We start from the raw sequence: 22,352 nt of genomic DNA, 5'->3' as shown, positions 1-22,352 counted from the left end.
TAGTAGCCCGGTGTCAGGATGCCTGGGGCACCGGGGCTTCGACAGGTTCAATTGTATCTTGGCGAATGACTGCGCCGAACTGTTGCATCATTTGCTGGATAAGCGGATCACCATGGATCGAGTCTTCCGCTTCGCGCTGGCGGTTGATACGCCGACGCGTGGCGGCCTGCGCCGGCGTTTCCTGCTCGGGCTTGATCAACTCGATGCTGATCGTCAGCGTGCGCTCATGGTACTGGTTCAGGGCATCGTTGAGACGACGCTGCTGTGTGGCGTTGAACAGCGCGCTATGGGCCGGGTCCAGGTGCAGCAGCCAGTGATCGCCTTCGATGGAGATCAGCGTGCAGTTGGCGGCGATACTGCCGGTCATGCCGGAAATCGGCAATTTCGGGAACAACTCCAGCCATTGCAACGCCAGGCCGGTGGCCGGTGCCGCAGCGGGCTCGGCTTCGGGCTCCGGGGCCGGCTCGGCAGTGTGTTCGCTGGCCAGGTCATCCAGGTAGCTGTAGGCCGAATCCATATCCGGCTCAATGTAGTCTTCATCCAGCGGCGGTTCGTCGTCGAGGTCCATGCCTGGCGTGGCGGCATCTACCTGGGCCACGGTCGGCTCGGGAACCGGCGCGCTGACCCACTCAGGGGCGTCGGGCACCACGCTGTCCGGGGTCGGCGTGGGCATCGGCGTCAGTTCCGGCTGTTCGCCGGTGGTTTCCAGCACGGGCTCCACGGCCGGCGCCATCTCGGCTTCCACCGGATCATTCCAGGGCAGGTCGACGACCGGCTCGGGCTCGACGACAGGTTCCGGCTCAGGTTCAGCTACCGAAGCGGGCACAGGTTCAGGCTCAGGTTCATGAACCGGCACAACCGGCGCGGGCGCAGCAACCACTGGCGCGACCACCGCCGCGCCAGCCACTGGTTTGGCGGAATCAACTGTGGCCTGGCTGATCCCCACTGGCTTTAGCGGCTGTCTCGGCGCGTCTGCCGAGTCCGCGGGCCGGAAGGCCAGCATCCGCAGCAGGACCATCTCAAAACCGCCACGCGGGTCCGGTGCCAGGGGCAGGTCCCGACGGCCGATCAGGCCCATCTGGTAGTAGAACTGCACATCTTCGGCCGGCAATGCCTGGGCCAGGGCCAGCACGCGGTCGCGGTCGCCATGGCCGTTGTCGACGCCTTCAGGCAGCGCCTGGGCAATGGCGACCCGGTGCAGCACATTGAGGATTTCCGAGAGCACGCCGTTCCAGTCCGGGCCTTGCTCCGACAGGTGGCGCACGGCTTCGAGCAACGCCTTGGCGTCGCCGTCGATCAGCGCGTGCAGCACATCGAAGACCTGGCCGTGGTCGAGGGTGCCGAGCATGGCGCGCACATCGGCGGCCATGACCTTGCCTTCACCAAAGGCGATGGCCTGGTCGGTAAGGCTCATGGCATCGCGCATCGAACCATCGGCAGCACGACCGAGCAGCCACAACGCGTCGTCTTCGAACGGCACGTTCTCGACGCCCAGCACGTGGGTCAAATGCTCGACCACCCGCTCGGGGGTCATGTTTTTCAGGGAGAACTGCAGGCACCGCGACAAAATCGTTGCAGGAAGCTTCTGCGGGTCGGTGGTGGCCAGGATGAACTTGACGTAGGGCGGCGGCTCTTCCAGGGTTTTCAACAGGGCGTTGAAGGAATGGCTGGAAAGCATGTGCACTTCGTCGATCAGGTAGACCTTGAAGCGGCCACGGCTCGGTGCGTACTGCACGTTGTCGAGCAGCTCGCGGGTGTCTTCGACCTTGGTACGGCTCGCAGCGTCGATCTCGATCAGGTCGACGAAACGCCCTTCATCGATTTCCCGGCACACCGAGCAGGTGCCGCAGGGTGTCGAGGTGATGCCGGTTTCACAGTTCAGGCATTTGGCGATGATGCGCGCAATGGTGGTCTTGCCCACCCCACGGGTGCCGGTGAACAGGTAGGCGTGGTGCAGCCGCTGGCTGTCCAAGGCATTGATCAGAGCCTTGAGCACATGGGTCTGGCCGACCATTTCGCGGAACGAGCGCGGACGCCATTTACGTGCAAGAACCTGATAACTCATCGAAAACCGTCGCAACTGGAGAGCAGAGGCCGGTAATGCTAGCGGAGCAAGGGGGAAATTGCATCCGGCACGCTCGCCTAATCTGATTTGGCAGGCCTGGCAGGCCCTGCAACAGGCTCGCCACGCTCCTGACAAGAACTGACAGCACGGTCTTATAGACTCGTTTTCACTTATCCCCCCGTGCTCAAGGAGCCTGCATGAACACCGTCGGTCACTATTTCCTGCTGTACGTCGACAGTCCCGCCACCAGCGCCAACTTTTACAGCCGCTTGCTGGACAAGCCGCCGGTAGAGCTGGGCCCGACGTTCGCCCTATTCATCCTCGACAACGGCGTAAAGTTGGGCCTGTGGTCGCGGCACACCGTAGAGCCGGCCGCCCAGCTCACCGGGGGCGGTGGCGAAGTAGGCTTCTCGCTGCCTGACAAAGCAGCCGTCGATACCCTGCACGAGCATTGGCTGGAACGCGGCGCGACGATCATCCAGTCACCGACCGCCATGGATTTCGGCTACACCTTTGTCGCCCAGGACCTCGATGGCCATCGGCTGCGGGCGTTCTGCCTGAGTGACTGAGCCCCAGCGCCCTTCCAGGCTGATGGCAGCCACGCTGGCCAATACGACCACCCCGCCGAGCATCACCTGCAACGCAATGTGCTCGCCCAGCAGCGTCGCCGCCATCACCATCGCCACTGGCGGGATGAGGTACATCGCCACCGCTGCGCGACTGACGTCGACATGCTTCAACACATAGCCCCAGGCCAGGTACGCCAGGGCGCTGGGGAAAATACCCAGCACCAGCACCGAGAGGTTCTCGGGCAACGGCGCCTGCATCACCGCGGCCGGCAGGCCCGGCAGGTTCACGCCCAGCATCAACGTGCCGAACCACACCATGTAGCACGCCATGGTCAGCGGGCTGTAGTGGTGCGCATAGTGTTTCTGGATAGCGAAATAGACACTCCACGAAACGGCCGCCAGCAAGAGCAGCAAGCCACGCGGATCAATCTCCCCCACCCCCGCATCGCCCCAGATCACCATCAACACGCCGACCAACCCGAGCAACACACAGCCCCAACGCCAGGCACTGACGCGCTCCTTCAAGCAGAACGCTGCGATCAACACACTGAACAAAGGCGCCGACTGAGCCAGCACACTGGACGCCGCCGCCGTCACCCACTGCTGCCCGTTGTTGAGGCTGGTGTGATGCAGGAACACGCCAAAAAAGCCCAGCACCAGCAACCACGGCAGGTCGCGCAGGCGCGGCCGATCAATACCCACTGCCAGCGCAACGCCGCCCATGAAGACCGACGCGATCAGAAACCGCAGCAATGCCAATTGGCCAGGGCTGTAGCTGCGCAGCCCCATATGTATGCCGATCGGCGAGTAGGCCCAGCAAAGGATGACGCTGGCGATGACTAGCGTAAGCTTGAAAGGTGACGGGGTATTCATTGACGGCATCCGCAAACTGAGTAGGAATGCACTCAGTCTTGGCTGGCACGGGACGCAGGACAATTAACCGTTTCTGACTTCTGAAATCACTGGAACTGAGCAATGGAACTGGCCCAACTGAAAATGGTGCAAGCCGTGGCGCAAACCGGCAGCGTGGCCCAGGCCGCCCTGCAACTGCACTGTGTGCCGTCCAACATCACCACGCGCATCAAGCAACTGGAAAGCGAGTTGGGCACGCCGCTGTTCATCCGCGCCGGACGTGGCCTGGCGATCAGCGCCGCCGGTGAAATCTTCCTGGAGTACTGCGAGCGCATCCTGGCGTTGGTGGAAGAATCCAAACGCGCGGTGGACGTCAACGCGATTCCCCGTGGCACCTTGCGCATCGGTGCCGTGGAATCCAGCGCCAGCGGGCGCCTGCCGCCCTTGCTGGCGGAATACCACCGGCGCTATCCCGAGGTCAGCCTGGAACTGGTCACCGGCGCCTGGGCGCAACTGCTGGACGACCTGCAACACCACCGCCTCGATGTGGCGCTGGTGGCCAGCGGCAACAAGCGCGCCAAGCTCGAACACAGCGTGGTCTACAGCGAACGCCTGGTGCTGATCGCCAGCGCCTCCAGCGAACCGATCAGCAGCGCCAAGGACCTGGCCGGACGCACCTTGCTGGTGTGGCCACCCGGCTGCCCCTACCGCGCCGCACTGGAAAACTGGGTCAAACCCCACGACTTCAAGCCGAGCATCGCCAGCTATGCCAGTTGGGGCACCATCATCGGTTGCGTGAGTGCGGGGATTGGCGTGGCGTTGGCGCCGGAGGGCATCCTGGCCCGCTATGAGCAGGCCAATCAGCTGGCGTCGTACCGGTTCGAGGAACTGCAGGCGGTGGACAACCTGCTGTTCTGGCACAAGGACACCCAGCGGCATCTGGCGCGAGATGCCTTCGCCGGGTTACTGCGGGAAACCTTTGGCTGACGCCATTGGGTCTGTGTCAGCTCTTCGGGGCGGCCAGGCGTGCGTACTGGTCCTGGCTGATCCAGCCGGTGAACGAACGATCGTCGGCATTGATGAACTCGACTTGCGCCCAACCATCCTTGAACGCCAGCACGCCGACCACGTCATTCTTGACGATGTAAGGGCGCTTGGCTGCCTTGGCGCTGGGGGTCTTGAGCAGGTAAGCCTTGTCGGCGGACACCTTCACCAGGCCGATCCATTTCGTGTTGGCGGTCTGGGTCAGGTCCAGGCCGGTGGCGATCTCCGGCATCAGCACATTGAGGCAGCCAGGGTGCTGGCGGCCTTCTGCCACGGTCAGGGTCACACCGTCCGACGAAGGTGCCACGCTGCCAGGGTAGGCGTTGTCGAGCCAGGTCGTCAGCGCAGCGGGCTTGCCTTGCAGGTAGAACGCACAGCTGCGGGTCACGCCTTCGCCCATGGCTTCGGAGTAGTAGCCTTCAACCTGGTGTTCAGGCGTTACTGCCAGCATCAGCCCTTCGTACTTGCCTGAATGCAATGCGGGCGAACCGGCAAAGGCCGGTACCACCGCGCACAACGACAACACACCCACCGCTAGAAAACGCATCATCTTATTTTTTCCCTTCCAGTTTCTCGTAGGCTTTTTGCATCAGCACATCGTAGTTGCCGTAGTCCTCGCCGTTATAGTTGCGCGCCATGCCGGTAAAATCCTTGGCCTTCATGGCTTTCATCAACGCCGGGCTCTTGCTGCAAAAACCGAGGAAAGCTTTTAGTTGGTTACCGGCATTCACTTTCAATGCCGCGGCGAATTCAAACACCGTCTTGTAACCGCAAGACGCGTAGTTGAAGCCCATGATCTGAAACATACCCCAGGACGCCGACATCAACGCCGCTTCCTGATCCAGCGCGAAGGCGGTGGCCATGGTTTCCCAAGCCTTGGTCTGGTCCTTGTTATTGGCCTGCCACTGCGGCCCGGCCTTTTTCTTGTAGGGGTAAGACAGCAGCGGGTGCGCCTGGTCGTAGATGTGCTTGGTGTACTTGCGAAACAGGTGCCCTTCGAAGGCGATCACCGGCAACTTGGCCGGACCGAACCCCGAACGGCCGCCGGATTCCACCGTGGCAAAGGCCTTGATGATATTCACCGAAATGCCGCCACCCAACTGCGTGGCGGCGTTCTGGAAGTCGGTATCACTGAGGGTCATGCCCCCGTCGCACGTGGCCTGGAGCATCAACTGGCGGTTACGCCGCTCGGCCTCGACCATCGCGCGCATGCGGTCCAGGTAGACGTTGACCGTGGCCTGCACGGCGTCCCCCTGGTTGTTGCCGAACACATTGAGAAAGCTCGGAATGCGCACGCCCGGAAAGGCTTTGACCGGCACCTTCACCGCTTCTTCGATGAGGCTGTTGAAGGTACGACCGGTGGGGTCGATCACCCCATCGGGGTGGGCATATTTGAGATGACGGAACTGGTACTGGCTGATGCACTGCACCAACTGGCCATCGCACTTGCCGTTTTCGGCCAGCGGAGAACCCATTTTGGGAATGATCAGATTGAATAAATACTGGACGCACTGCACATCGGCGGGCAAGTTGCGGGCTTTACCGGGAGCACCTACCGAAGCACTGATAAGTGGAGGCAAACCTTGCAGGCTTTTCATGACAGACATCCTTGTTAGTTAAAGAAGTGATAGCACTTCAATATCAAGTCCATACCCTTGTCATATTCTGAAACAAGCGGCTGGCGAAAACTAACAAGGCGGTTTTAGGTTGTCCAGAGGCGGATTGGAAAGTTGTGAATCAGCCACACTTAATCCGTCAGCAACCATGGCTCTCGCGAAACTTCTGGCCGCTGTGGTAATCGATCCATTCGACTACATCGTAGGGCAGGTAAAGCTGCGACCTGGCCCGGGAAATCGCTATATAGACCTCGCAGAGTCGCTGGTCGAACGCGTAGGCATCCTTGAACGGGACGTTGGTCAGCAATTCGGGAGTCAGCAGCACGCGTTCGAATTCCATCCCGCCCGCTTCGAGCGCCCGCATCAACAGGCAACGTGTGCCGGGACCGCCGCCAAGACGATTCAAACGCGTGACATCCGCGACATTGAAGCCTTTTTCCAGCTGGCCCTCGACCCAGCGGAACGACTCATCGAACTGGCTGGCCTCACACACCTGCTGCCAGTCGTCCATATCGGCGAAATAAGCGTGCGCGCCTTTTTCGTTGTGTTCGTCGCTGTAGAAGTCCGGTTTGAACAAACCGATGACACTGATCATGAAGCGTTCCAGATCCTGCTGCGCCGCGTTGCTCGGCAAACCGAAGGGGCAGTTGGCCTGGTGCAGCTGGATCGCCCACTTCATGGTGTCCCAATAGGATGCGGTCAACACCACACAGCCTTCCGGCGGCACGAAGCCTAGCGGGTAGTGCTCGATGCCGACGTCGGCATCGCGTGCGCCCTCGAAAGGCGTCTTGCACTTTTGCGAGTGCACGCTGATCAACGGGTTGACCAGACGCTCGACATTGCGCCCCGAACGCACGGAGTAGCTGATGTCGCTTTGCCGGACCTCGCGCTTTCGCCTCACCATCACGCCACTGGCCGATTGGTATTCATCGCCGAGGGTAATCAGCACCTGACGACCACGCTCGATGATCTGCAGCAACGACGCCGGTATGTCCTGGCTTTCATCGATCAGTACATGGGTGTAACGCGGCGGCACCACACAACCGGCGAGGCTGGCGCGCTTGATCAGCAACAAGGTGGCGAAGCCGGTCTGGCTGGCCCATTGCGGGTTGCTTTCCAGGTAGGTCCACACACGGCTTGAATATTCCAGCAGCACCTGTGCATCCATGCCGCTCAGCGCTTGCTTGAAATGCGGGAAGTGCCGGGCCGACAGGCTGTGATGAGCGGTGTGGCAATAGTTTTCCAGCACCTTGAGGCAGACATCCAAGGTCGCCTGGCCGTCATGCCCGCGCCAACCGTAGATATCCAGTGCCTGGGCCACCGCCTGCCGGGTGGGTAACCTGGTCGATGTATTCGCCACGGGCGGTCGTGGGCCGTGCAGCAACGCCTTGGCGAAAGCGGCAAAAGTGGAACCGGCCTTGCTGTCGCGGGGCAGCCCCATGCGCTCGCGCAGCGTTGCCAGTTTTGCCCCCGTGCGCGCCAGTATCAACGTCTGTGCAGGGCGCAGACACTCGATCAGGGCACCCAGCAGATGGCTCTTGCCGACGCCGGCATAACCTTGAACGTGCAGGTCTTCATTGAGATTGGCGCGAAACGTGCGCACCAGCTTGTCCTGGGCCGGGCTGAGCCAACGTTCACGATGCCGGGGCGTAATCATCTGCTGGCTGAACGGATCATTGCCGCGCAGGTGACGGACCTTGTAGTCCATATCCCATTGGCCGCTGGGCAGCAGGTAATCTCGCGCCTGGACTTCTTCAGCCGATAAAAGGCGCAGGTTGATGCTCTTGAGCGCGTTGCAGCCAAAGTACAGTTTGCGCGGGTCGAACAACCGCTGTGCTTCGGACAGCAATGTGGCTGCGCCCTCTGCCTGTGTGTCCACCGCCCAGCCGATCAACTTGGCCAGGATGCGCTCGGCGCCCGTACAGGTCAGGTCTTTTTGCGTGGCCTGGGCCAGGTTCTGGATGACCAGCACCGCCGCCAGCTCCGGGTCCGTCAGGCCGACCAGCGCCTTGGCGCCCTCGGCCCCCAGCAAGGCGGCGCAGGTTTCGTCAGTGACCGGCAGGAACACCGGGCTGGATAAATCAAAATGTTCCGGTTGCATACTTCCTCACAGCGTCGCTGGCGTCAGGCTTCGCCGGGTTCAACCTGAACACCCAGCTCAAAGCGATACTCGCCCAGAGATCCCGCCATGCCTCCGGGATACCGCCCCGCTGCACCGGCTGTATTGATCTGCTGCTGCAGTTCGAAAACCGCCATCTCGAACAACCTGCGCAAATCCTCGGTGCTCTGCGCGGCCACATTCAATTGCAGGGTGTACGCGCCGCTCAGTGCGGGCGGCGTCGGCTCGGCGGCGGGAGTCGCCTGCGCGACCTGGATCATCTCGGCCTGGCTCAGGATTTCAGCGTGCTCGTCATCCATGAGGTCCAGCACCTTGGATAATTCCAGGGTCTGTTCCGGATGCGATTGAATACGGTCCTTGATTTCCAGGCGCCGCATCTGCCACTCGCGCAATTTTTCGCGAGTGAGGTCGTCGACTTTTTCCACGGGTACTGTCTCCAAATGCCAGGCACTGGAGTATGCCGCCATGGACTGCTCGATGGCAGATGGCGTGAAAGCATTTTTTGAATTGAATTTGATGCGGTGCTGCCCGAAGGCATTGGGAGAAAGAGCGTTATGGAGGCAACCCCACCAGCCACACCCCGGCACACAATGTTCCCGCTGTGGCTGCTCCCTTCCGGGCCTGACCAGGTTAACGGGTAATCGTTGCGGGGGGACCGATGGGGTCACCATAACGACGCCTGCCTCTCGGCAAGCCGCGCCATTGTACCGATCTCATCGGAAGTTACAACTGTTGGTTCCCGATTAAAAATATTAAGGGCTTCAAGTACTTGCCCTAGCCACCAGCCCCCTCCCCTATTGGCTGATCATTGTGCCTGCAACACCTCATCCGCCCGGCCGCCCTCCTCCTGAATCACCAGATGGATAAAGTGCAGCTTGGCGATCACCGCCGGCGGCAACACAAAGGGATAGAAATCCGGCTGGCCCATGCTGCGCGACAGCTCGTTGAGCATGCCGGCCAGTTCGATCCAGGCGTTGACGAACGCCAGGAACGCCGGGCCGCCAGGGTGCTCGGAGTCGTAGAGGGTGGTGAGCGGGAATGGCTGGTAATCCAGTTCCATCTCACGCGCGCGCATGCCGAAGCCGAGGGCGGTGTCGACGGCGTCCATCATGTGCAGATAGTGCGCCCAGGTTTCCGCCCAATCTTCCCAGGGGTGCATGGTGGCGTAGGCGCTGACACAGGTGAGCTGCCAGTCCGGGCGCGGCCCGTTCTGATAGTGCTGGTCGAGGGCTTCGACATAACTGGCGCGTTCGTCACCGAACAGTTGGCGAAAAGCAGGCAACCAATGGGAATTGGCAATCAGGCGCTCCCAGTAGTAATGGCCGACTTCATGGCGAAAATGGCCCAGCAGGGTGCGATAAGGCTCGCGCATCTGTACCCGGACTTGTTCGCGGTGGGCATCGTCGGCCTCCTTGATGTCGAGGGTGATCAAGCCGTTGGCGTGGCCGGTCATGGGCGCGTTGCCTTCCAGGTCGATGCCGATGAAATCGAAGGCCAGGCCGGTGTCTTCATCGACGCTTTTGGGCACGACTTGCAGGCCCAGGCTGATCAGTTGCGCCACCAGGCGCCGCTTGGCGGTTTCCACTTTGCGCCAGCGCTCGGGGTTTTCCGCAACCGAAAGATCGGGGATGGTGCGGTTCAGGCTGCAAGCCACGCACAGCGGCGCGGTGCTGTGGGCCGGGATCAACCAGTTGCAGGCGGCGGGGGTATCGAGGTTGGCACAGCGGCGGAAGGCGCCAGCGTCGGGATGGCCATCCTGTAGCCACGTGCCCTCCACGGGGCCGGGGTGTAGCGAGGCCAGGCGACTTTGCCGGGGTTCATAACCCAGCAGCGCCTGGCAGGCCAGGCATTGGCTGTTGCGAAAGAACAATGACTGACCGCAACGGCACTGCCACACCTTGCTATCGCGAGATGTATTGGCCACGAAGGGCGCCGCAATGCGTGAACTGAGTTGCTCGAAGTAGCGGAACATGGCGATCTCTCCCTGGGTGACTGAGACTAGATCATTTGCGGGTTGAGATCGTTCCACTTTCCTACATTGTCGCCTGTAGTGAGCGGGCTTGCCCCGCGCCGGGTGGCGCAGCCGCCCCAACAGGGACGCCGCGGTGTTTCAGGAGGACCGAGGTGCCTGGGTTTGGGGCGGCTGCGCCGCCCAGCGCGGGGCAAGCCCGCTCACTACAAGCCACGTTTTCAGACTGAGATGTTGTGCTTGGCCAGGAAGGCAACGAAGGCTGCCTCATCCAGCACTTTCAAACCCAATTCACTGGCTTTGGCCAATTTCGAACCGGCGCCTGGCCCCGCGACCACGCAGTGGGTTTTCGCCGAAACGGACCCTGCAACCTTGGCGCCAAGGCTTTCGAGCTTGTCCTTGGCCACATCGCGGCTCATCAGCTCCAGAGAGCCCGTCAGCACCCAGGTATGGCCAGCTTCCGGCAAGCCTTCGATGACCTTCTTCTCACTCTCCCAGTGCATGCCGAAATCCTTGAGCTGCTGCTCAATGGCCAGGGCATGCGTGGCGTTGCCTGCGTTATCGAAGAAATCGCGCACCGCCTTGGCTTGCTTCTCGGGCAGTGCCTGGCGCATATCCAGCCAGTCGGCCTTGATCACGCCCTCAAGGGTGCCGAATTTGTCCGCCAGTTTCTGCGCCGCCCCCGGGCCGACGCTCGGCACGTGAAGCTTGTCGAGCAGACCGCCCAAGGTCGTGCTGGCCGCGAATTCAGCGCTCAGCTCGCCCTGATCCTGCAATTGCAGGCCGCACTCCTGCGGTGACAGCAGCGCGCCGATCACGTCCTGGTTGTGGCTGTCTTCAAAGAAACTATGGATTTCATGCGCCACCTCCAGGCCGACATCCGGCAGGTACGTCAACACCTCCGGCAAGGCTTTCTGCACCCGCTCCAGGGACGCCAGGGAGCGCGCCAGTACCTTGGCGGTCTCCTCGCCCACGTCGGGAATGCCCAGGGCGTAGATGAAGCGCGCCAAGGTCGGCGTCTTGCTGTTTTCAATGGCCGTGATCAGCTTCTTGCTGGAGATGTCGGCAAAGCCTTCCAGGTCGATGATCTGCTCGTACTTGAGTTTGTAGAGGTCGGCGGGCGAGCCGATGAGTTTTTCATCCACCAGTTGCTCGATGGTCTTGTCGCCCAGGCCATCGATATCCATGGCACGCCGCGAAACAAAATGAATGATCGCCTGCTTGAGCTGCGCCCCACAGGCCAGGCGGCCGACGCAGCGGTACACCGCGCCTTCGCTGACGGTCTCCTTGCCTTTGCTGCGCTTGACCAACTGCGTGCGCTCCACATGGGAGCCACACACCGGGCAGCTCTCGGGCACCTGCACGGCGCGGGCATTTTCCGGGCGGCGCTCAAGTACCACCGAAACCACCTGCGGGATCACATCCCCGGCACGACGGATAATCACCGTATCGCCGATCATCAGGCCCAGCCGCGCCACCTCATCCATATTGTGCAAGGTCGCATTGGACACGGTCACACCGGCCACCTTCACCGGTTTCAGGCGCGCCACCGGTGTCACCGCACCGGTGCGGCCGACCTGGAATTCCACGTCGAGCAGCTCGGTCAACTCTTCCATGGCCGGGAATTTATGAGCGATGGCCCAGCGCGGTTCGCGGGCGCGGAAGCCCAGTTCACGCTGGGAGGCAATGCTGTTGACCTTGAACACCACACCGTCGATTTCATAGGGCAGGCTGTTACGCCGCTCGCCAATATCGCGGTAGTAATCCAGGCAATCCTGAATGCCCTTGGCCAACTTCAACTCGCGGCTGATCGGCATGCCCCACTTCTGCAGTTGCTGCAGGTTGCCGATATGGGTGTCGCTGATATCGGTGGTCACGCCGTAGCAGCAGAACTCCAGCGGACGGCTGGCGGTGATCTTCGAGTCCAGCTGGCGCAGGCTGCCGGCGGCGGCGTTGCGCGGGTTGGCGAAGGTCTTGCCGCCCACTTCCAGTTGCGATGCGTTGAGACGCTCGAAACCGGCCTTGGACATGAACACTTCGCCGCGCACTTCCAGGGTCGCCGGCCAGCCGCTGCCGTGCAGCTTCAGCGGGATATTGCGCACGGTGCGCACGTTGACGCTGATATCTTCACCAGTGGTGCCATCGCCACGGGTCGCGCCGCGCACCAATTCGCCGTCTTGATAAAGCAGGCTGACCGCCAGGCCATCCAGTTTCGGTTCGCAGCTGTACTCCACCGCCGCGCCGTCCCCAAACAGATCGCCCACCGGCAGATCGAGGCCCTCGGTGACCCGGCGATCGAATTCAAGCATGGTGGATTCATCGAACGCGTTGCCCAGGCTGAGCATCGGGATCTCATGCCTGACCTGGGTGAACGCCGACAACGCCGCACTGCCGACCCGCTGCGTCGGTGAATCACGCGTCACCAGTTCCGGATGCTCGGCCTCCAGGGCCTTGAGCTCATGGAACAAGCGGTCGTACTCGGCGTCCGGAATACTCGGCTCGTCGAGGACGTGGTAGCGGTAGTTGTGCTGATCCAGTTCAGCGCGCAATTCGAGGATACGGGTATGGGCGGCGGTCATGGGTGTTCTCTCATAAAGCAAAAGAGCAGCCGAAGCTGCTCAATATGTTAGTGCACGGATTCTACAGGCAACGCTTAAGATCGGACCTCAGCGCTTCTGTGTCAGGGCGCGACGCTCGAACTCGACGATGCGCTGACGGTAGTGCTCGATGGTCTGGGCCGTCAGGACGCTGCGCTGGTCATCCTTGAGCTCGCCGTTGAGTTCCTGGGACAGCTTGCGCGCCGCAGCCACCATCACGTCGAACGCTTGTTTCGGATGACGCGGGCCTGGCAAACCGAGGAAGAAACTCACCGCCGGAGTGCTGAACAGGTCGATGTCATCCAGATCAAAGGTCCCTGGCTTGACCGCATTGGCCATGGAAAACAGTACTTCGCCATTACCGGCCATGCTTTCGTGACGATGGAAAATATCCATCTCGCCAAAACGCAGGCCGCTTTCCAGGATGTTCTGCAACAGTGCCGGGCCTTTGAAGCCGGCAGCGTCACGACAGATCACGCTGATCACCAAGACTTCTTCAGCGGCCGGCTGATCGTTGACCGACTGGCGCGGCGCAGTGCTTTTGGTCGCAGTCTCATCCGGGAAATCGCCGTCACGGCTGCTGAAGCTCGGGCCATCGTCGACATCGAGGTTCAGGTCGCCCTGATGCGGCTCGGCGACCGCGGCGGCGTTGCGCTTGCCGCGCTTGGAAGATGGCTCGCGGGCTTCACGCACCGGCGCACTCATCGACGGCAGGTCGTGCTCGTCCAGCTGCGGCTCTTTATGGGTATCCAGCACACGGGGCGGCCCCAGCAGCTCGGCGTTGCCGTCATCGTCAGGCAAATTGGACAGATTGCGGTCCAGACGGAACTTGAGCTTGCCCTTGCCACCGCGCATGCGGCGCCAGCCATCAAAAAGAATACCGGCAATGACAATAATGCCGATGACGATCAGCCACTCGCGCAGACCGATTTCCATGTAATCCCGTGCCTCTAATAAAAAATGCTGAAAAATAAGGGGCTTAGCAACGTGCAAACCGCTTTAAAACGTGGCGCCAACTCTATGTTCTGACTGACGTTTTGCCCACGCATACGAAAAATTGACATTAAACTAGCACGACCAAAGATAACTTTACACCGTCTGTCAAAATGCCTTGAACAAATATGTCCATTTGCCACTTTCGCCAGACCGGTAAATCATCCCACGCAGCGCTAAGAATTATCCCTCATGACGAGGTTTAAGATTCCACCATCGCCATCGCTTCTTCCACATCCACGGCCACCAAGCGAGAACACCCGGGTTCGTGCATCGTCACCCCCATCAATTGATCCGCCATTTCCATGGCGATCTTGTTGTGGGTGATATAGATGAACTGCACCGTCTGCGACATCTCTTTAACCAGTCGGGCGTAACGTCCCACGTTAGCGTCATCCAGCGGGGCATCAACCTCATCGAGCATGCAGAACGGCGCCGGATTCAACTTGAAGATGGCAAACACCAGGGCCAATGCCGTCAGGGCCTTTTCGCCACCGGACAACAAATGGATGGTGCTGTTCTTCTTGCCCGGAGGCCGCGCCATGATCGTCACCCCTGTATCGAGTAGATCTTCGCCCGTCAGTTCCAAGTAAGCGCTGCCACCACCGAAAACTTTCGGGAATAAGGCCTGTAAACCGCCATTAATCTGATCAAAGGTATCTTTGAAGCGGTTGCGGGTTTCCTTGTCGATCTTGCGGATCACGTTTTCCAGCGTGTCCAGGGCCTCGACCAGATCGGCATCCTGGGCATCCAGATAACGTTTACGCTCGGACTGCTGCTGATACTCATCGATGGCCGCGAGGTTGATCGCACCGAGCCTTTGAATACGTGCGGCAATGCGCTCGAGCTCTTCTTCGGCGTCTTTTTCGTTGGCCTGGGCGTCCAGGGTGTTGAGCACGCCGTGCAGGTCGTAGCCATCTTCCAATAGTTGATCTTGCAGGGCCTTGCGGCGCACGGTCAGGGCTTGCCATTCCATGCGCTGCTGTTCGAGCTGGCTGCGGATCAGCTGGGATTGCTGCTCGGCCTGGGTCCGACGTTTTTCCGCATCGCGCAGCTCGCGGTCGGCGTCCTCCAGGGCGATCTGGGCGGTCTTGAGTTCTTCGTCAACGCTCATGCGTTTGTCGAGCAACTCTTCGAGCTTGAGCCGCAACTCTTCCAGCGGGGCTTCGCCCTCCTCCAGGTTGAGGCTCAGTTGCTCGCGTTTTTCGGTGAGCCGTTCGGACTGCATCTCCAGGCGCTCAAGGGCCTGGCGCGTGGCATCGTGCTGGGTGCGCAAGGAGCCGAGGCGAACCGCCAGTTGGTGCGCGTGGTCCTTGTGCTGCCGCGCTTCCTGGCGCACGCGGTCGAGGCGTTCGCGCAGGCTGTCGCGCTGGGCCAGCAGCAGTTCGCGCTGCTCGGTGTCGAGTGCCATGCTGTCGAGCGCCTCCTGCAATTGCAGGCGCGCTTCGCCGATCTGCTCGTGCTCCAGGGCACGCTGCTCGCCAATCTCGGCCACTTCTTCATCAAGGCGGGTGCGGCGCAGGGTCAGTTGCTCCGCCTTGGCTTTGCTCGCCGAGAGCTGGGCTTTCAACTCGCCTTGCTGGCGCGCTTCATCCTGCAACAGACGGCGTAAATGCTCGCGGCCGGTCTCCTGTTGGCGCTGGGTGGCGCGCAGGGTTTGCAATTCGGTTTCAAGGCTTTCCAGGGTGGCTTCGCGCTCTTCACGCTCGGCGATCAGGTTGACGATCTCCTGACCACGGGCCAGAACGCCGCTCTGCGCTTCACTGGCGCGGCGCACGCGCAGGAAGTGGCGACCGACCCAGTAACCGTCGCGACTGATCAGGCTTTCGCCGGCCGCCAACTGACCACGCAAGGCAAGGGCCTGCTCCAGGGAGCCCACCGGTTTGACCTGGCCCAGCCAGGGCGCCAGATCAATCGCCGCCTCAACCTTATCCAACAAACTGCCCGGCACACGCACGCCATCGGCTGCCGGGCTGAGCAAACGCAGATCGCCCTGGGCGAAACCGGCCAGGTCGAAGCCGCCGAAATCATCGACCAGTACGGCTTGCAGGTCGGCGCCGAGCACGGTTTCCACCGCCAGCTCCCAACCCGCTTCAACCTTCAAGCCTTCAGCCAGGCGCGGGCGCTCGGCCAGATGTTGCTCGCGCAGCCACTCGGCAGTACCGGTGCCCGGATCCAGCGCGGCTTGCTGCAGGGCTTCAAGGGACGCCAGACGACCGTTGAGCCGCTGTAGATCGCCCTGTGCCTGCTGCTGGGCCTGGGTCGCCTGTTGCAGTTGCTGGCGCAGTTGCTCCAGGCGCTCCACCTGTTGTTCTTCGCTGGCCTCCAGCTCTTCCAGGGTCATTTCGCTTTCAGCCAGTTGCTCGCTGAGCTCCATGATCGCCGCGTCTTCCGGGTCGGCGGCAAGCAAGGCGCGCTCTTCCTGCATCCGGCGCTGGCGCTCGGCCAGGCGCTCCATACTGGCTTCCAGTTGCTGGATGCGTGACTGCTGGACCTCGGCCTGGCGGCGCGGCTCGGCGGACTTCAGGTTGAACGCATCCCACTGTTCCTGCCAGCCATGCATGGTGGTTTCGGACTCTTCCAGGGCCGCGGCGGCTTCTTCGGCGGCGGCGCTGGTGATTTCCTGCTCGGGGGTGAGCATGTCCAGCTCTTCGCCGAGGGTCAGCAGCAAGGTACGGTCATGTCCCAGGTGCGATTCGGTCTCCAGGCGCGCCCGTTCGGCTTCCTTCAGGTCGTCCTGCAATTGGCGCAGACGCTGCTGGCCATGCTGGATGCTCTGCTCGACGCGGGCGATATCACCGCCCACCGAATAAAACCGGCCTTGCACCAGATTGAAGCGCTCGGACAGGTCATGGTGCCCGTCACGCAGGCGTTCGATGCTGGCGTCGGCGTTACGCTGTTCGGCCACCAGGGCTTCGAAGCTGATCTCCTGGGTGCCGATGATCGCTTCGCGCTGGCCGACCTGGTCATTCAACGCCTGCCAACGCAGGGCCGAGAGTTGCGCCTTGAGCTGGCGCTCCTCGCCCTTGTATTCCTGATACTTCTCGGCGGCCTGGGCCTGGCGGTGCAGGCGCTCCAACTGGCGCTCCAGCTCTTCGCGCAGGTCGGTCAGGCGGGCGAGGTTTTCATGGGTGCGGCGGATACGGTTTTCGGTCTCGCGGCGGCGCTCCTTGTACTTGGAGATGCCGGCCGCTTCCTCGATAAAGTTACGCAAGTCTTCAGGCTTGGCTTCGATCAGCTTGGAGATCATGCCCTGTTCGATGATCGAGTAGCTGCGCGGGCCCAGGCCCGTGCCGAGGAAGATATCGGTAATGTCGCGGCGCCGGCATTTGGTGCCGTTGAGGAAGTAACTGTTCTGGCTGTCGCGGGTCACTTTGCGGCGGATGGAGATTTCCGCATAGGCCGCATACTCGCCGATCAGGGTGCCGTCGGAGTTGTCGAACACCAGCTCGATACTGGCCTGGCTCACCGGCTTGCGGCTGGTGGAGCCATTGAAGATGACGTCGGTCATCGACTCGCCGCGCAAGTTCTTCGCGGAGCTCTCGCCCATCACCCAACGGACGGCGTCGATGATGTTCGACTTGCCGCAACCATTGGGCCCGACCACCGCCGCCATATTACTGGGGAAGTTCACCGTGGTCGGGTCGACGAAGGATTTGAACCCCGCCAACTTGATGCACTTGAGCCGCACGCTTAGGCGTCCGCCAACGCAGCGATCACCAGCGAGCTGCTGCGCTGGCAGTAGGCCGACAACACCAGGCGAATCTGTACCAGATCACGCGCCAGCACTGCGGCGAGCAATTGCTCGAACAGCGCCAGGTATTCACTCATGGACGCCTTGCGCTGATCCAGGGCCAGGTAATACGCACGGTTCATCGCCGGTTGCAGGTTTTCGACGGTTTCCTGCAGGTACGGGTTGTTCGCAAACGGGTACGCGGCACGCATCACATTGAAGCTTTCTTCGACGAAGGCGCGGATGTCCCCCCGCGCATAACTGCCCTCCAGGCGTTGCTGGATTTGCAGGAATGGCGCCATGTCGGCCTGGGTCTGCCAGCCTTCGGCGACCGCATTGCCGAGCAGGATGTACATTTCGCCCATCAGCGTGCACAGGCTCTGCACCTTGTGCGCGGTGAGTTCGGTGACGTGTGCGCCACGGCGCGGCAGGATCGCGATGAGATGACGGCGTTCGAGGATCAGCAAGGCTTCGCGCACGGAACCACGGCTGACATTGAGCGCCAGCGTGACTTTCTGTTCCTGGATTCGCTCCCCAGGCTTGAGATCGCCGCGAATGATACGTTCGGCGAGGTGGTGAGCAATTTGCTCGGCGAGACTGTCCGGCGCCTTGAACGTCATGTTTTCCCTTCAGAATCTTCTGTCAATACAAGCGCGGCAGTGTAGCGCATTGGCCCATTGATGGCGCTATGTCCACCAAGGCGAATTTGGCATGAAACACGCAAGCCTCAAAGCCCACAAGCCCCGAAAAACACCGGTCCCAGAAGATTGGACCATAATTGAAAGTGTTGTGACCGAAGTTTCTTGACCTTCTGGTCAGAAAATCATTGACCGAAAAGTCAGACATGACTAGATTCGGCGCAAAGCGGTTAACAACAATAATGAGTCTGCGAGGCCTTCCGTGATCCAGTTTTTACTCAACCAGGAACTCCGTAGCGAGCACGCCCTGGACCCCAACCTGACCGTGCTCAACTATTTGCGTGAGCATTTGGGCAAATCCGGTACTAAGGAAGGCTGCGCCAGTGGCGACTGCGGTGCCTGCACCGTGGTGGTCGGCGAACTGCATACCGATGCTCAAGGTGCCGAGCAGATCCGTTATCGCAGCCTCAACTCATGCCTGACCTTTGTTTCGTCACTGCACGGCAAGCAACTGATCAGCGTAGAAGACCTCAAGCACCAAGGCCAACTGCACAGCGTGCAACAGGCCATGGTCGAGTGCCATGGCTCGCAATGCGGCTTTTGCACCCCAGGTTTTGTGATGTCGTTGTTCGCGCTGCAAAAGAACAGCGATGCGCCCGACAGCCAGAAAGCCCATGAAGCCCTGGCCGGCAACCTGTGCCGGTGCACCGGCTACCGCCCGATCCTGGCCGCCGCCGAGCAGGCGTGCTGCAACAAACCCGCGGATCAGTTCGACAGCCGCCAAGCCGAGACCATCGCCCGCCTCAAAGCCATCGCGCCTACGCAAACCGCTGAACTCAACAGCGGCGACAAACGCTGCCTGGTGCCGCTGACCGTGGCTGACCTGGCCGACCTCTACGACGCGTATCCGCAAGCCCGCCTGCTGGCCGGCGGTACCGACCTGGCGCTGGAAGTCACCCAGTTCCACCGCACCCTGCCGGTGATGATTTATGTCGGCAACATTGAAGAGATGAAGCGTATCGAGTCGTTCGACGATCGCCTGGAAATCGGCGCGGCCACCGCGTTGTCCGATTGTTATAGCGCGCTGCACCATGAGTACCCGGACTTCGGTGAGCTGCTGCACCGCTTCGCGTCCTTGCAGATCCGCAACCAGGGCACCCTGGGCGGCAATATCGGCAATGCCTCGCCAATCGGCGATTCACCCCCGCTGCTGATCGCACTGGGCGCGCAGATCGTGTTGTGCAAGGGTGAAACCCGTCGCACCCTGGCCCTGGAAGATTACTTCATCGACTATCGCGTCACTGCCCGCCAGGACAGCGAATTCATCGAGAAAATCATCGTGCCCAAGGGCCACACGCTGTTTCGTGCCTACAAGGTGTCCAAGCGCCTGGACGATGATATTTCCGCCGTCTGCGCCGCCTTCAATCTCAAGCTCGACAACGGAGTGATCAGCCAGGCCCGCATCGCGTTCGGCGGCATGGCCGCCACGCCCAAGCGGGCGAAAAGCTGCGAAGCGATGTTGGTCGGCGCCACCTGGAATGCCGCCACCGTGGAAAAAGCCTGTGCCGCCCTGGCCGAGGATTTCACCCCGCTCTCGGACTTCCGCGCCAGTAAGGAATACCGCCTGCTCAGCGCCCAGAACCTGCTGCGCAAATACTTCATCGAACTGCAAACGCCGCACATCGAGACTCGGGTGACCGCATATGTCTAACCATCACGCCGTCGTTAAAACCCAGGCCGAACTCGCCGAGCTGTTTGCCCAGGACCTCACCTCCGGAGTTGGCCGCAGCGTCAAGCACGACAGCGCCGCCAAACACGTCAGCGGCGAGGCGCAGTACATCGATGACCGCCTGGAATTCCCCAACCAGTTGCACCTGTACGCGCGCATGTCCGACCGTGCCCACGCCAGGATTCTGAGCATCGACACCGCCCCCTGCTACGCCTTTGACGGTGTGCGTATCGTCATCACTCACGAAGACGTACCGGGCCTCAAAGACATCGGCCCGCTGATGCCCGGCGACCCCCTGCTGGCGATCGATACGGTGCAGTTCGTCGGCCAGGTGGTCCTGGCCGTCGCCGCCCGCGATCTGGAGACCGCCCGCAAGGCGGCGATGGCGGCAGTCATCGAATACGAAGACCTGGAGCCGGTGCTGGACGTGGTCGAAGCGTTTCGCAAACAGCATTTCGTGCTCGACAGCCACACCCATCAACGGGGTGATTCGGCAGGCGCGCTGGCCACTGCGAAAAACCGCCTGCAGGGCACGTTGCATATCGGCGGCCAGGAACACTTCTACCTCGAAACCCAGATCTCATCGGTCATGCCCACCGAAGACGGCGGCATGATCGTCTACTGTTCCACGCAAAACCCCACCGAAGTGCAAAAGCTGGTGGCGGAGGTGTTGGACGTGTCGATGAACAAAATCGTCGTCGACATGCGCCGCATGGGCGGTGGTTTCGGTGGCAAGGAAACCCAGGCCGCCAGCCCGGCGTGCCTGTGCGCGGTGGTCGCGCGCCTGACCGGCCAGCCGACCAAGATGCGCCTGCAGCGTGTGGAAGACATGCTGATGACCGGCAAGCGTCACCCCTTCTACATCGAATACGACGTGGGCTTTGATGACAGTGGCCGCTTGCAGGGGATCAACTTGGAACTGGCGGGGAACTGCGGCTGTTCGCCGGACCTGTCCAACTCGATTGTCGATCGCGCCATGTTCCACGCCGACAACGCCTATTACCTGGGCGATGCCACGGTCAACGGCCACCGCTGCAAGACCAACACCGCCTCCAACACCGCCTATCGCGGCTTCGGCGGCCCGCAAGGCATGGTCGCCATCGAGGAGGTGATGGACGCCATCGCCCGCCACCTGGCGCTGGACCCGCTGGCCGTGCGCAAGGCCAACTACTACGGCAAGACCGAGCGCAACGTCACCCATTACTACCAGACGGTCGAGCACAACATGCTCGAAGAAATGACCGCCGAACTCGAGGCCAGCAGCCAATACGCCGAACGCCGCGAAGCGATCCGGCTGTACAACGCCCACAGCCCGATCCTGAAAAAAGGCCTGGCGCTGACACCGGTGAAATTCGGCATTTCGTTCACCGCCAGCTTTCTCAACCAGGCCGGTGCGCTGATCCACATCTACACCGACGGCAGCATCCACTTGAACCATGGCGGCACCGAGATGGGCCAGGGCTTGAACACCAAGGTCGCGCAAGTGGTGGCCGAAGTGTTCCAAGTGGATATCGGCCGTGTGCAGATCACTGCCACCAACACCGACAAGGTGCCCAATACCTCACCGACGGCGGCTTCCAGCGGTGCCGACCTGAACGGCAAGGCCGCGCAGAACGCGGCCGAAACCATCAAGCAACGCCTGGTGGAATTTGCGGCGCGCAAATACGACGTCAGCGAAGCGGATGTGGCCTTCCACAACGGCCATGTGCGGGTGCGCGATCAGATCCTGACCTTCGAGGCGCTGATCCAGCAGGCGTACTTCGCCCAGGTGTCGCTGTCGAGCACCGGGTTCTACAAGACCCCGAAAATCTTCTACGACCGCAGCCAGGCGCGCGGCCGGCCGTTCTACTACTTCGCATTCGGCGCGGCCTGCTGTGAGGTGATCGTCGACACCCTGACCGGCGAATACAAGATGCTGCGCACCGACATCCTTCACGACGTGGGGGCCTCGTTGAACCCCGCTATCGACATCGGCCAGGTGGAAGGCGGCTTTATCCAGGGCATGGGCTGGCTGACCATGGAGGAGCTGGTGTGGAACAACAAGGGCAAATTGATGACCAACGGCCCGGCGAGCTACAAGATCCCGGCGGTGGCCGACATGCCCCTGGACCTGCGGGTGAAGCTGGTGGAAAACCGCAAGAACCCGGAGGACACGGTGTTCCACTCCAAGGCCGTGGGTGAGCCGCCATTTATGCTCGGGATTGCCTCGTGGTGTGCGATCAAGGATGCCGTGGCGAGCCTGGGTGATTATCGCCATCAGCCGCAGATCGATGCGCCGGCGACACCGGAGCGGGTGTTGTGGGGGTGTGAGCAGATGCGGCAGTTGACCACTGCGAAGACGCAGGAGACTGAACTGGCCTGATCGTTCCCACGCTCTGCGTGGGAATGCCACCCTGGACGCTTGGCGTCCGCTCTTGTGACGCCGAGC

15 protein-coding genes and 1 other RNA gene are annotated in these 22,352 nt (G+C 61.4%); 4 read left to right on the top strand and 12 right to left on the bottom strand.

From position 1 onward, the window contains the following. Nucleotides 1–13: 13 nt before the first annotated feature. The gene (dnaX, locus tag JBE38_RS00910; RefSeq protein ID WP_205343364.1) at nt 14–2,065 is read right to left on the bottom strand and encodes a DNA polymerase III subunit gamma/tau; all 2,052 of its coding nucleotides are present in this window, start codon (nt 2,063–2,065) and stop codon (nt 14–16) included. A 197-nt stretch (nt 2,066–2,262) separates the two neighbouring features. On the opposite strand from dnaX, the gene JBE38_RS00905 reads away from it, so the two are divergent. Next, nucleotides 2,263–2,634 carry a VOC family protein gene (locus JBE38_RS00905; RefSeq protein ID WP_161549071.1) on the top strand — a complete coding sequence of 124 codons (372 nt, stop codon included), beginning with the start codon at nt 2,263–2,265 and terminating at the stop codon, nt 2,632–2,634. On the opposite strand, the gene JBE38_RS00900 is transcribed toward JBE38_RS00905, so the two are convergent. Next, on the bottom strand, nt 2,548–3,507 hold the full coding sequence (locus JBE38_RS00900; protein WP_205343363.1) for a DMT family transporter: 960 nt from the start codon (nt 3,505–3,507) through the stop codon (nt 2,548–2,550). The two genes, JBE38_RS00905 and JBE38_RS00900, sit on opposite strands and share 87 nt — an antisense overlap. Nucleotides 3,508–3,609: 102 nt before the next feature. On the opposite strand from JBE38_RS00900, the gene JBE38_RS00895 reads away from it, so the two are divergent. Beyond that, the gene (locus JBE38_RS00895) at nt 3,610–4,473 is read left to right on the top strand and encodes a LysR family transcriptional regulator (RefSeq protein ID WP_205343362.1); all 864 of its coding nucleotides are present in this window, start codon (nt 3,610–3,612) and stop codon (nt 4,471–4,473) included. Nucleotides 4,474–4,489: 16 nt separating this feature from the next. Here JBE38_RS00895 and JBE38_RS00890 read toward each other — a convergent pair whose 3' ends face one another. The 10 genes from JBE38_RS00890 to JBE38_RS00845 all read right to left on the bottom strand — a co-directional run bounded on the left by JBE38_RS00890 (nt 4,490) and on the right by JBE38_RS00845 (nt 18,177). After that, on the bottom strand, nt 4,490–5,080 hold the full coding sequence (locus tag JBE38_RS00890) for a hypothetical protein (protein ID WP_060756170.1): 591 nt from the start codon (nt 5,078–5,080) through the stop codon (nt 4,490–4,492). A gap of 1 nt (nt 5,081) precedes the next feature. After that, on the bottom strand, nt 5,082–6,128 hold the full coding sequence (locus JBE38_RS00885) for an N-acetylmuramidase family protein (protein WP_090369361.1): 1,047 nt from the start codon (nt 6,126–6,128) through the stop codon (nt 5,082–5,084). Between the two features lie 157 nt (nt 6,129–6,285). Continuing rightward, nucleotides 6,286–8,247 carry an AAA family ATPase gene (locus tag JBE38_RS00880; RefSeq protein ID WP_205343361.1) on the bottom strand — a complete coding sequence of 654 codons (1,962 nt, stop codon included), beginning with the start codon at nt 8,245–8,247 and terminating at the stop codon, nt 6,286–6,288. Nucleotides 8,248–8,270: 23 nt separating this feature from the next. Further along, complete coding sequence (locus JBE38_RS00875; RefSeq protein WP_235594045.1) at nt 8,271–8,732, bottom strand: hypothetical protein; 462 nt, start codon at nt 8,730–8,732, stop codon at nt 8,271–8,273. A 97-nt stretch (nt 8,733–8,829) separates the two neighbouring features. Beyond that, nucleotides 8,830–8,926: signal recognition particle sRNA small type (gene ffs / locus JBE38_RS00870), an RNA gene on the bottom strand. Nucleotides 8,927–9,070: 144 nt separating this feature from the next. Beyond that, nucleotides 9,071–10,237, bottom strand: coding sequence for a zinc-binding metallopeptidase family protein (locus tag JBE38_RS00865; RefSeq protein ID WP_205343360.1), 1,167 nt, complete (start codon nt 10,235–10,237; stop codon nt 9,071–9,073). Nucleotides 10,238–10,455: 218 nt separating this feature from the next. Continuing rightward, complete coding sequence (gene ligA, locus JBE38_RS00860; RefSeq protein ID WP_205343359.1) at nt 10,456–12,813, bottom strand: NAD-dependent DNA ligase LigA; 2,358 nt, start codon at nt 12,811–12,813, stop codon at nt 10,456–10,458. An 87-nt stretch (nt 12,814–12,900) separates the two neighbouring features. Further along, nucleotides 12,901–13,767 carry a cell division protein ZipA gene (zipA, locus tag JBE38_RS00855; protein ID WP_198762730.1) on the bottom strand — a complete coding sequence of 289 codons (867 nt, stop codon included), beginning with the start codon at nt 13,765–13,767 and terminating at the stop codon, nt 12,901–12,903. A gap of 259 nt (nt 13,768–14,026) precedes the next feature. Further along, complete coding sequence (gene smc / locus JBE38_RS00850; RefSeq protein ID WP_205343358.1) at nt 14,027–17,515, bottom strand: chromosome segregation protein SMC; 3,489 nt, start codon at nt 17,513–17,515, stop codon at nt 14,027–14,029. A gap of 2 nt (nt 17,516–17,517) precedes the next feature. Further along, nucleotides 17,518–18,177: a GntR family transcriptional regulator gene (locus tag JBE38_RS00845; RefSeq protein ID WP_060756177.1), complete on the bottom strand. Its 660-nt coding sequence runs from the start codon at nt 18,175–18,177 to the stop codon at nt 17,518–17,520. 280 nt (nt 18,178–18,457) lie between these two features. Between JBE38_RS00845 and xdhA the strand changes: the two genes are divergently transcribed. Both xdhA and xdhB read left to right on the top strand, forming a co-directional pair. Then, the gene (xdhA, locus tag JBE38_RS00840) at nt 18,458–19,906 is read left to right on the top strand and encodes a xanthine dehydrogenase small subunit (protein ID WP_090369348.1); all 1,449 of its coding nucleotides are present in this window, start codon (nt 18,458–18,460) and stop codon (nt 19,904–19,906) included. Further along, nucleotides 19,899–22,286: a xanthine dehydrogenase molybdopterin binding subunit gene (gene xdhB, locus JBE38_RS00835; protein ID WP_205343357.1), complete on the top strand. Its 2,388-nt coding sequence runs from the start codon at nt 19,899–19,901 to the stop codon at nt 22,284–22,286. The genes xdhA and xdhB overlap by 8 nt, the downstream gene beginning before the upstream one ends. Nucleotides 22,287–22,352 lie beyond the last annotated feature (66 nt).

Origin of the sequence: Pseudomonas sp. ICBG1301 (assembly GCF_016918385.1) — a bacterium.
Classification (GTDB): domain Bacteria; phylum Pseudomonadota; class Gammaproteobacteria; order Pseudomonadales; family Pseudomonadaceae; genus Aquipseudomonas; species Aquipseudomonas palleroniana.
Note: the sequence above shows the minus strand (reverse complement) of the source record. Positions and strands in the feature narration are given on the sequence as shown.

Excerpts from the sequence above, each read along its gene's own strand:
- xdhB (WP_205343357.1), top strand. The coding sequence starts at position 19,899 with ATGTCTAACCATCACGCCGTCGTTAAAACCCAGGCCGAACTCGCCGAG.
- JBE38_RS00895 (WP_205343362.1), top strand. The coding sequence starts at position 3,610 with ATGGAACTGGCCCAACTGAAAATGGTGCAAGCCGTGGCGCAAACCGGC.
- JBE38_RS00845 (WP_060756177.1), bottom strand. The coding sequence starts at position 18,177 with ATGACGTTCAAGGCGCCGGACAGTCTCGCCGAGCAAATTGCTCACCAC.
- dnaX (WP_205343364.1), bottom strand. The coding sequence starts at position 2,065 with ATGAGTTATCAGGTTCTTGCACGTAAATGGCGTCCGCGCTCGTTCCGC.
- JBE38_RS00885 (WP_090369361.1), bottom strand. The coding sequence starts at position 6,128 with ATGAAAAGCCTGCAAGGTTTGCCTCCACTTATCAGTGCTTCGGTAGGT.
- JBE38_RS00905 (WP_161549071.1), top strand. The coding sequence starts at position 2,263 with ATGAACACCGTCGGTCACTATTTCCTGCTGTACGTCGACAGTCCCGCC.
- JBE38_RS00900 (WP_205343363.1), bottom strand. The coding sequence starts at position 3,507 with ATGAATACCCCGTCACCTTTCAAGCTTACGCTAGTCATCGCCAGCGTC.
- JBE38_RS00875 (WP_235594045.1), bottom strand. The coding sequence starts at position 8,732 with ATGGCGGCATACTCCAGTGCCTGGCATTTGGAGACAGTACCCGTGGAA.
- zipA (WP_198762730.1), bottom strand. The coding sequence starts at position 13,767 with ATGGAAATCGGTCTGCGCGAGTGGCTGATCGTCATCGGCATTATTGTC.
- JBE38_RS00880 (WP_205343361.1), bottom strand. The coding sequence starts at position 8,247 with ATGCAACCGGAACATTTTGATTTATCCAGCCCGGTGTTCCTGCCGGTC.
- JBE38_RS00865 (WP_205343360.1), bottom strand. The coding sequence starts at position 10,237 with ATGTTCCGCTACTTCGAGCAACTCAGTTCACGCATTGCGGCGCCCTTC.
- JBE38_RS00890 (WP_060756170.1), bottom strand. The coding sequence starts at position 5,080 with ATGATGCGTTTTCTAGCGGTGGGTGTGTTGTCGTTGTGCGCGGTGGTA.
- ligA (WP_205343359.1), bottom strand. The coding sequence starts at position 12,813 with ATGACCGCCGCCCATACCCGTATCCTCGAATTGCGCGCTGAACTGGAT.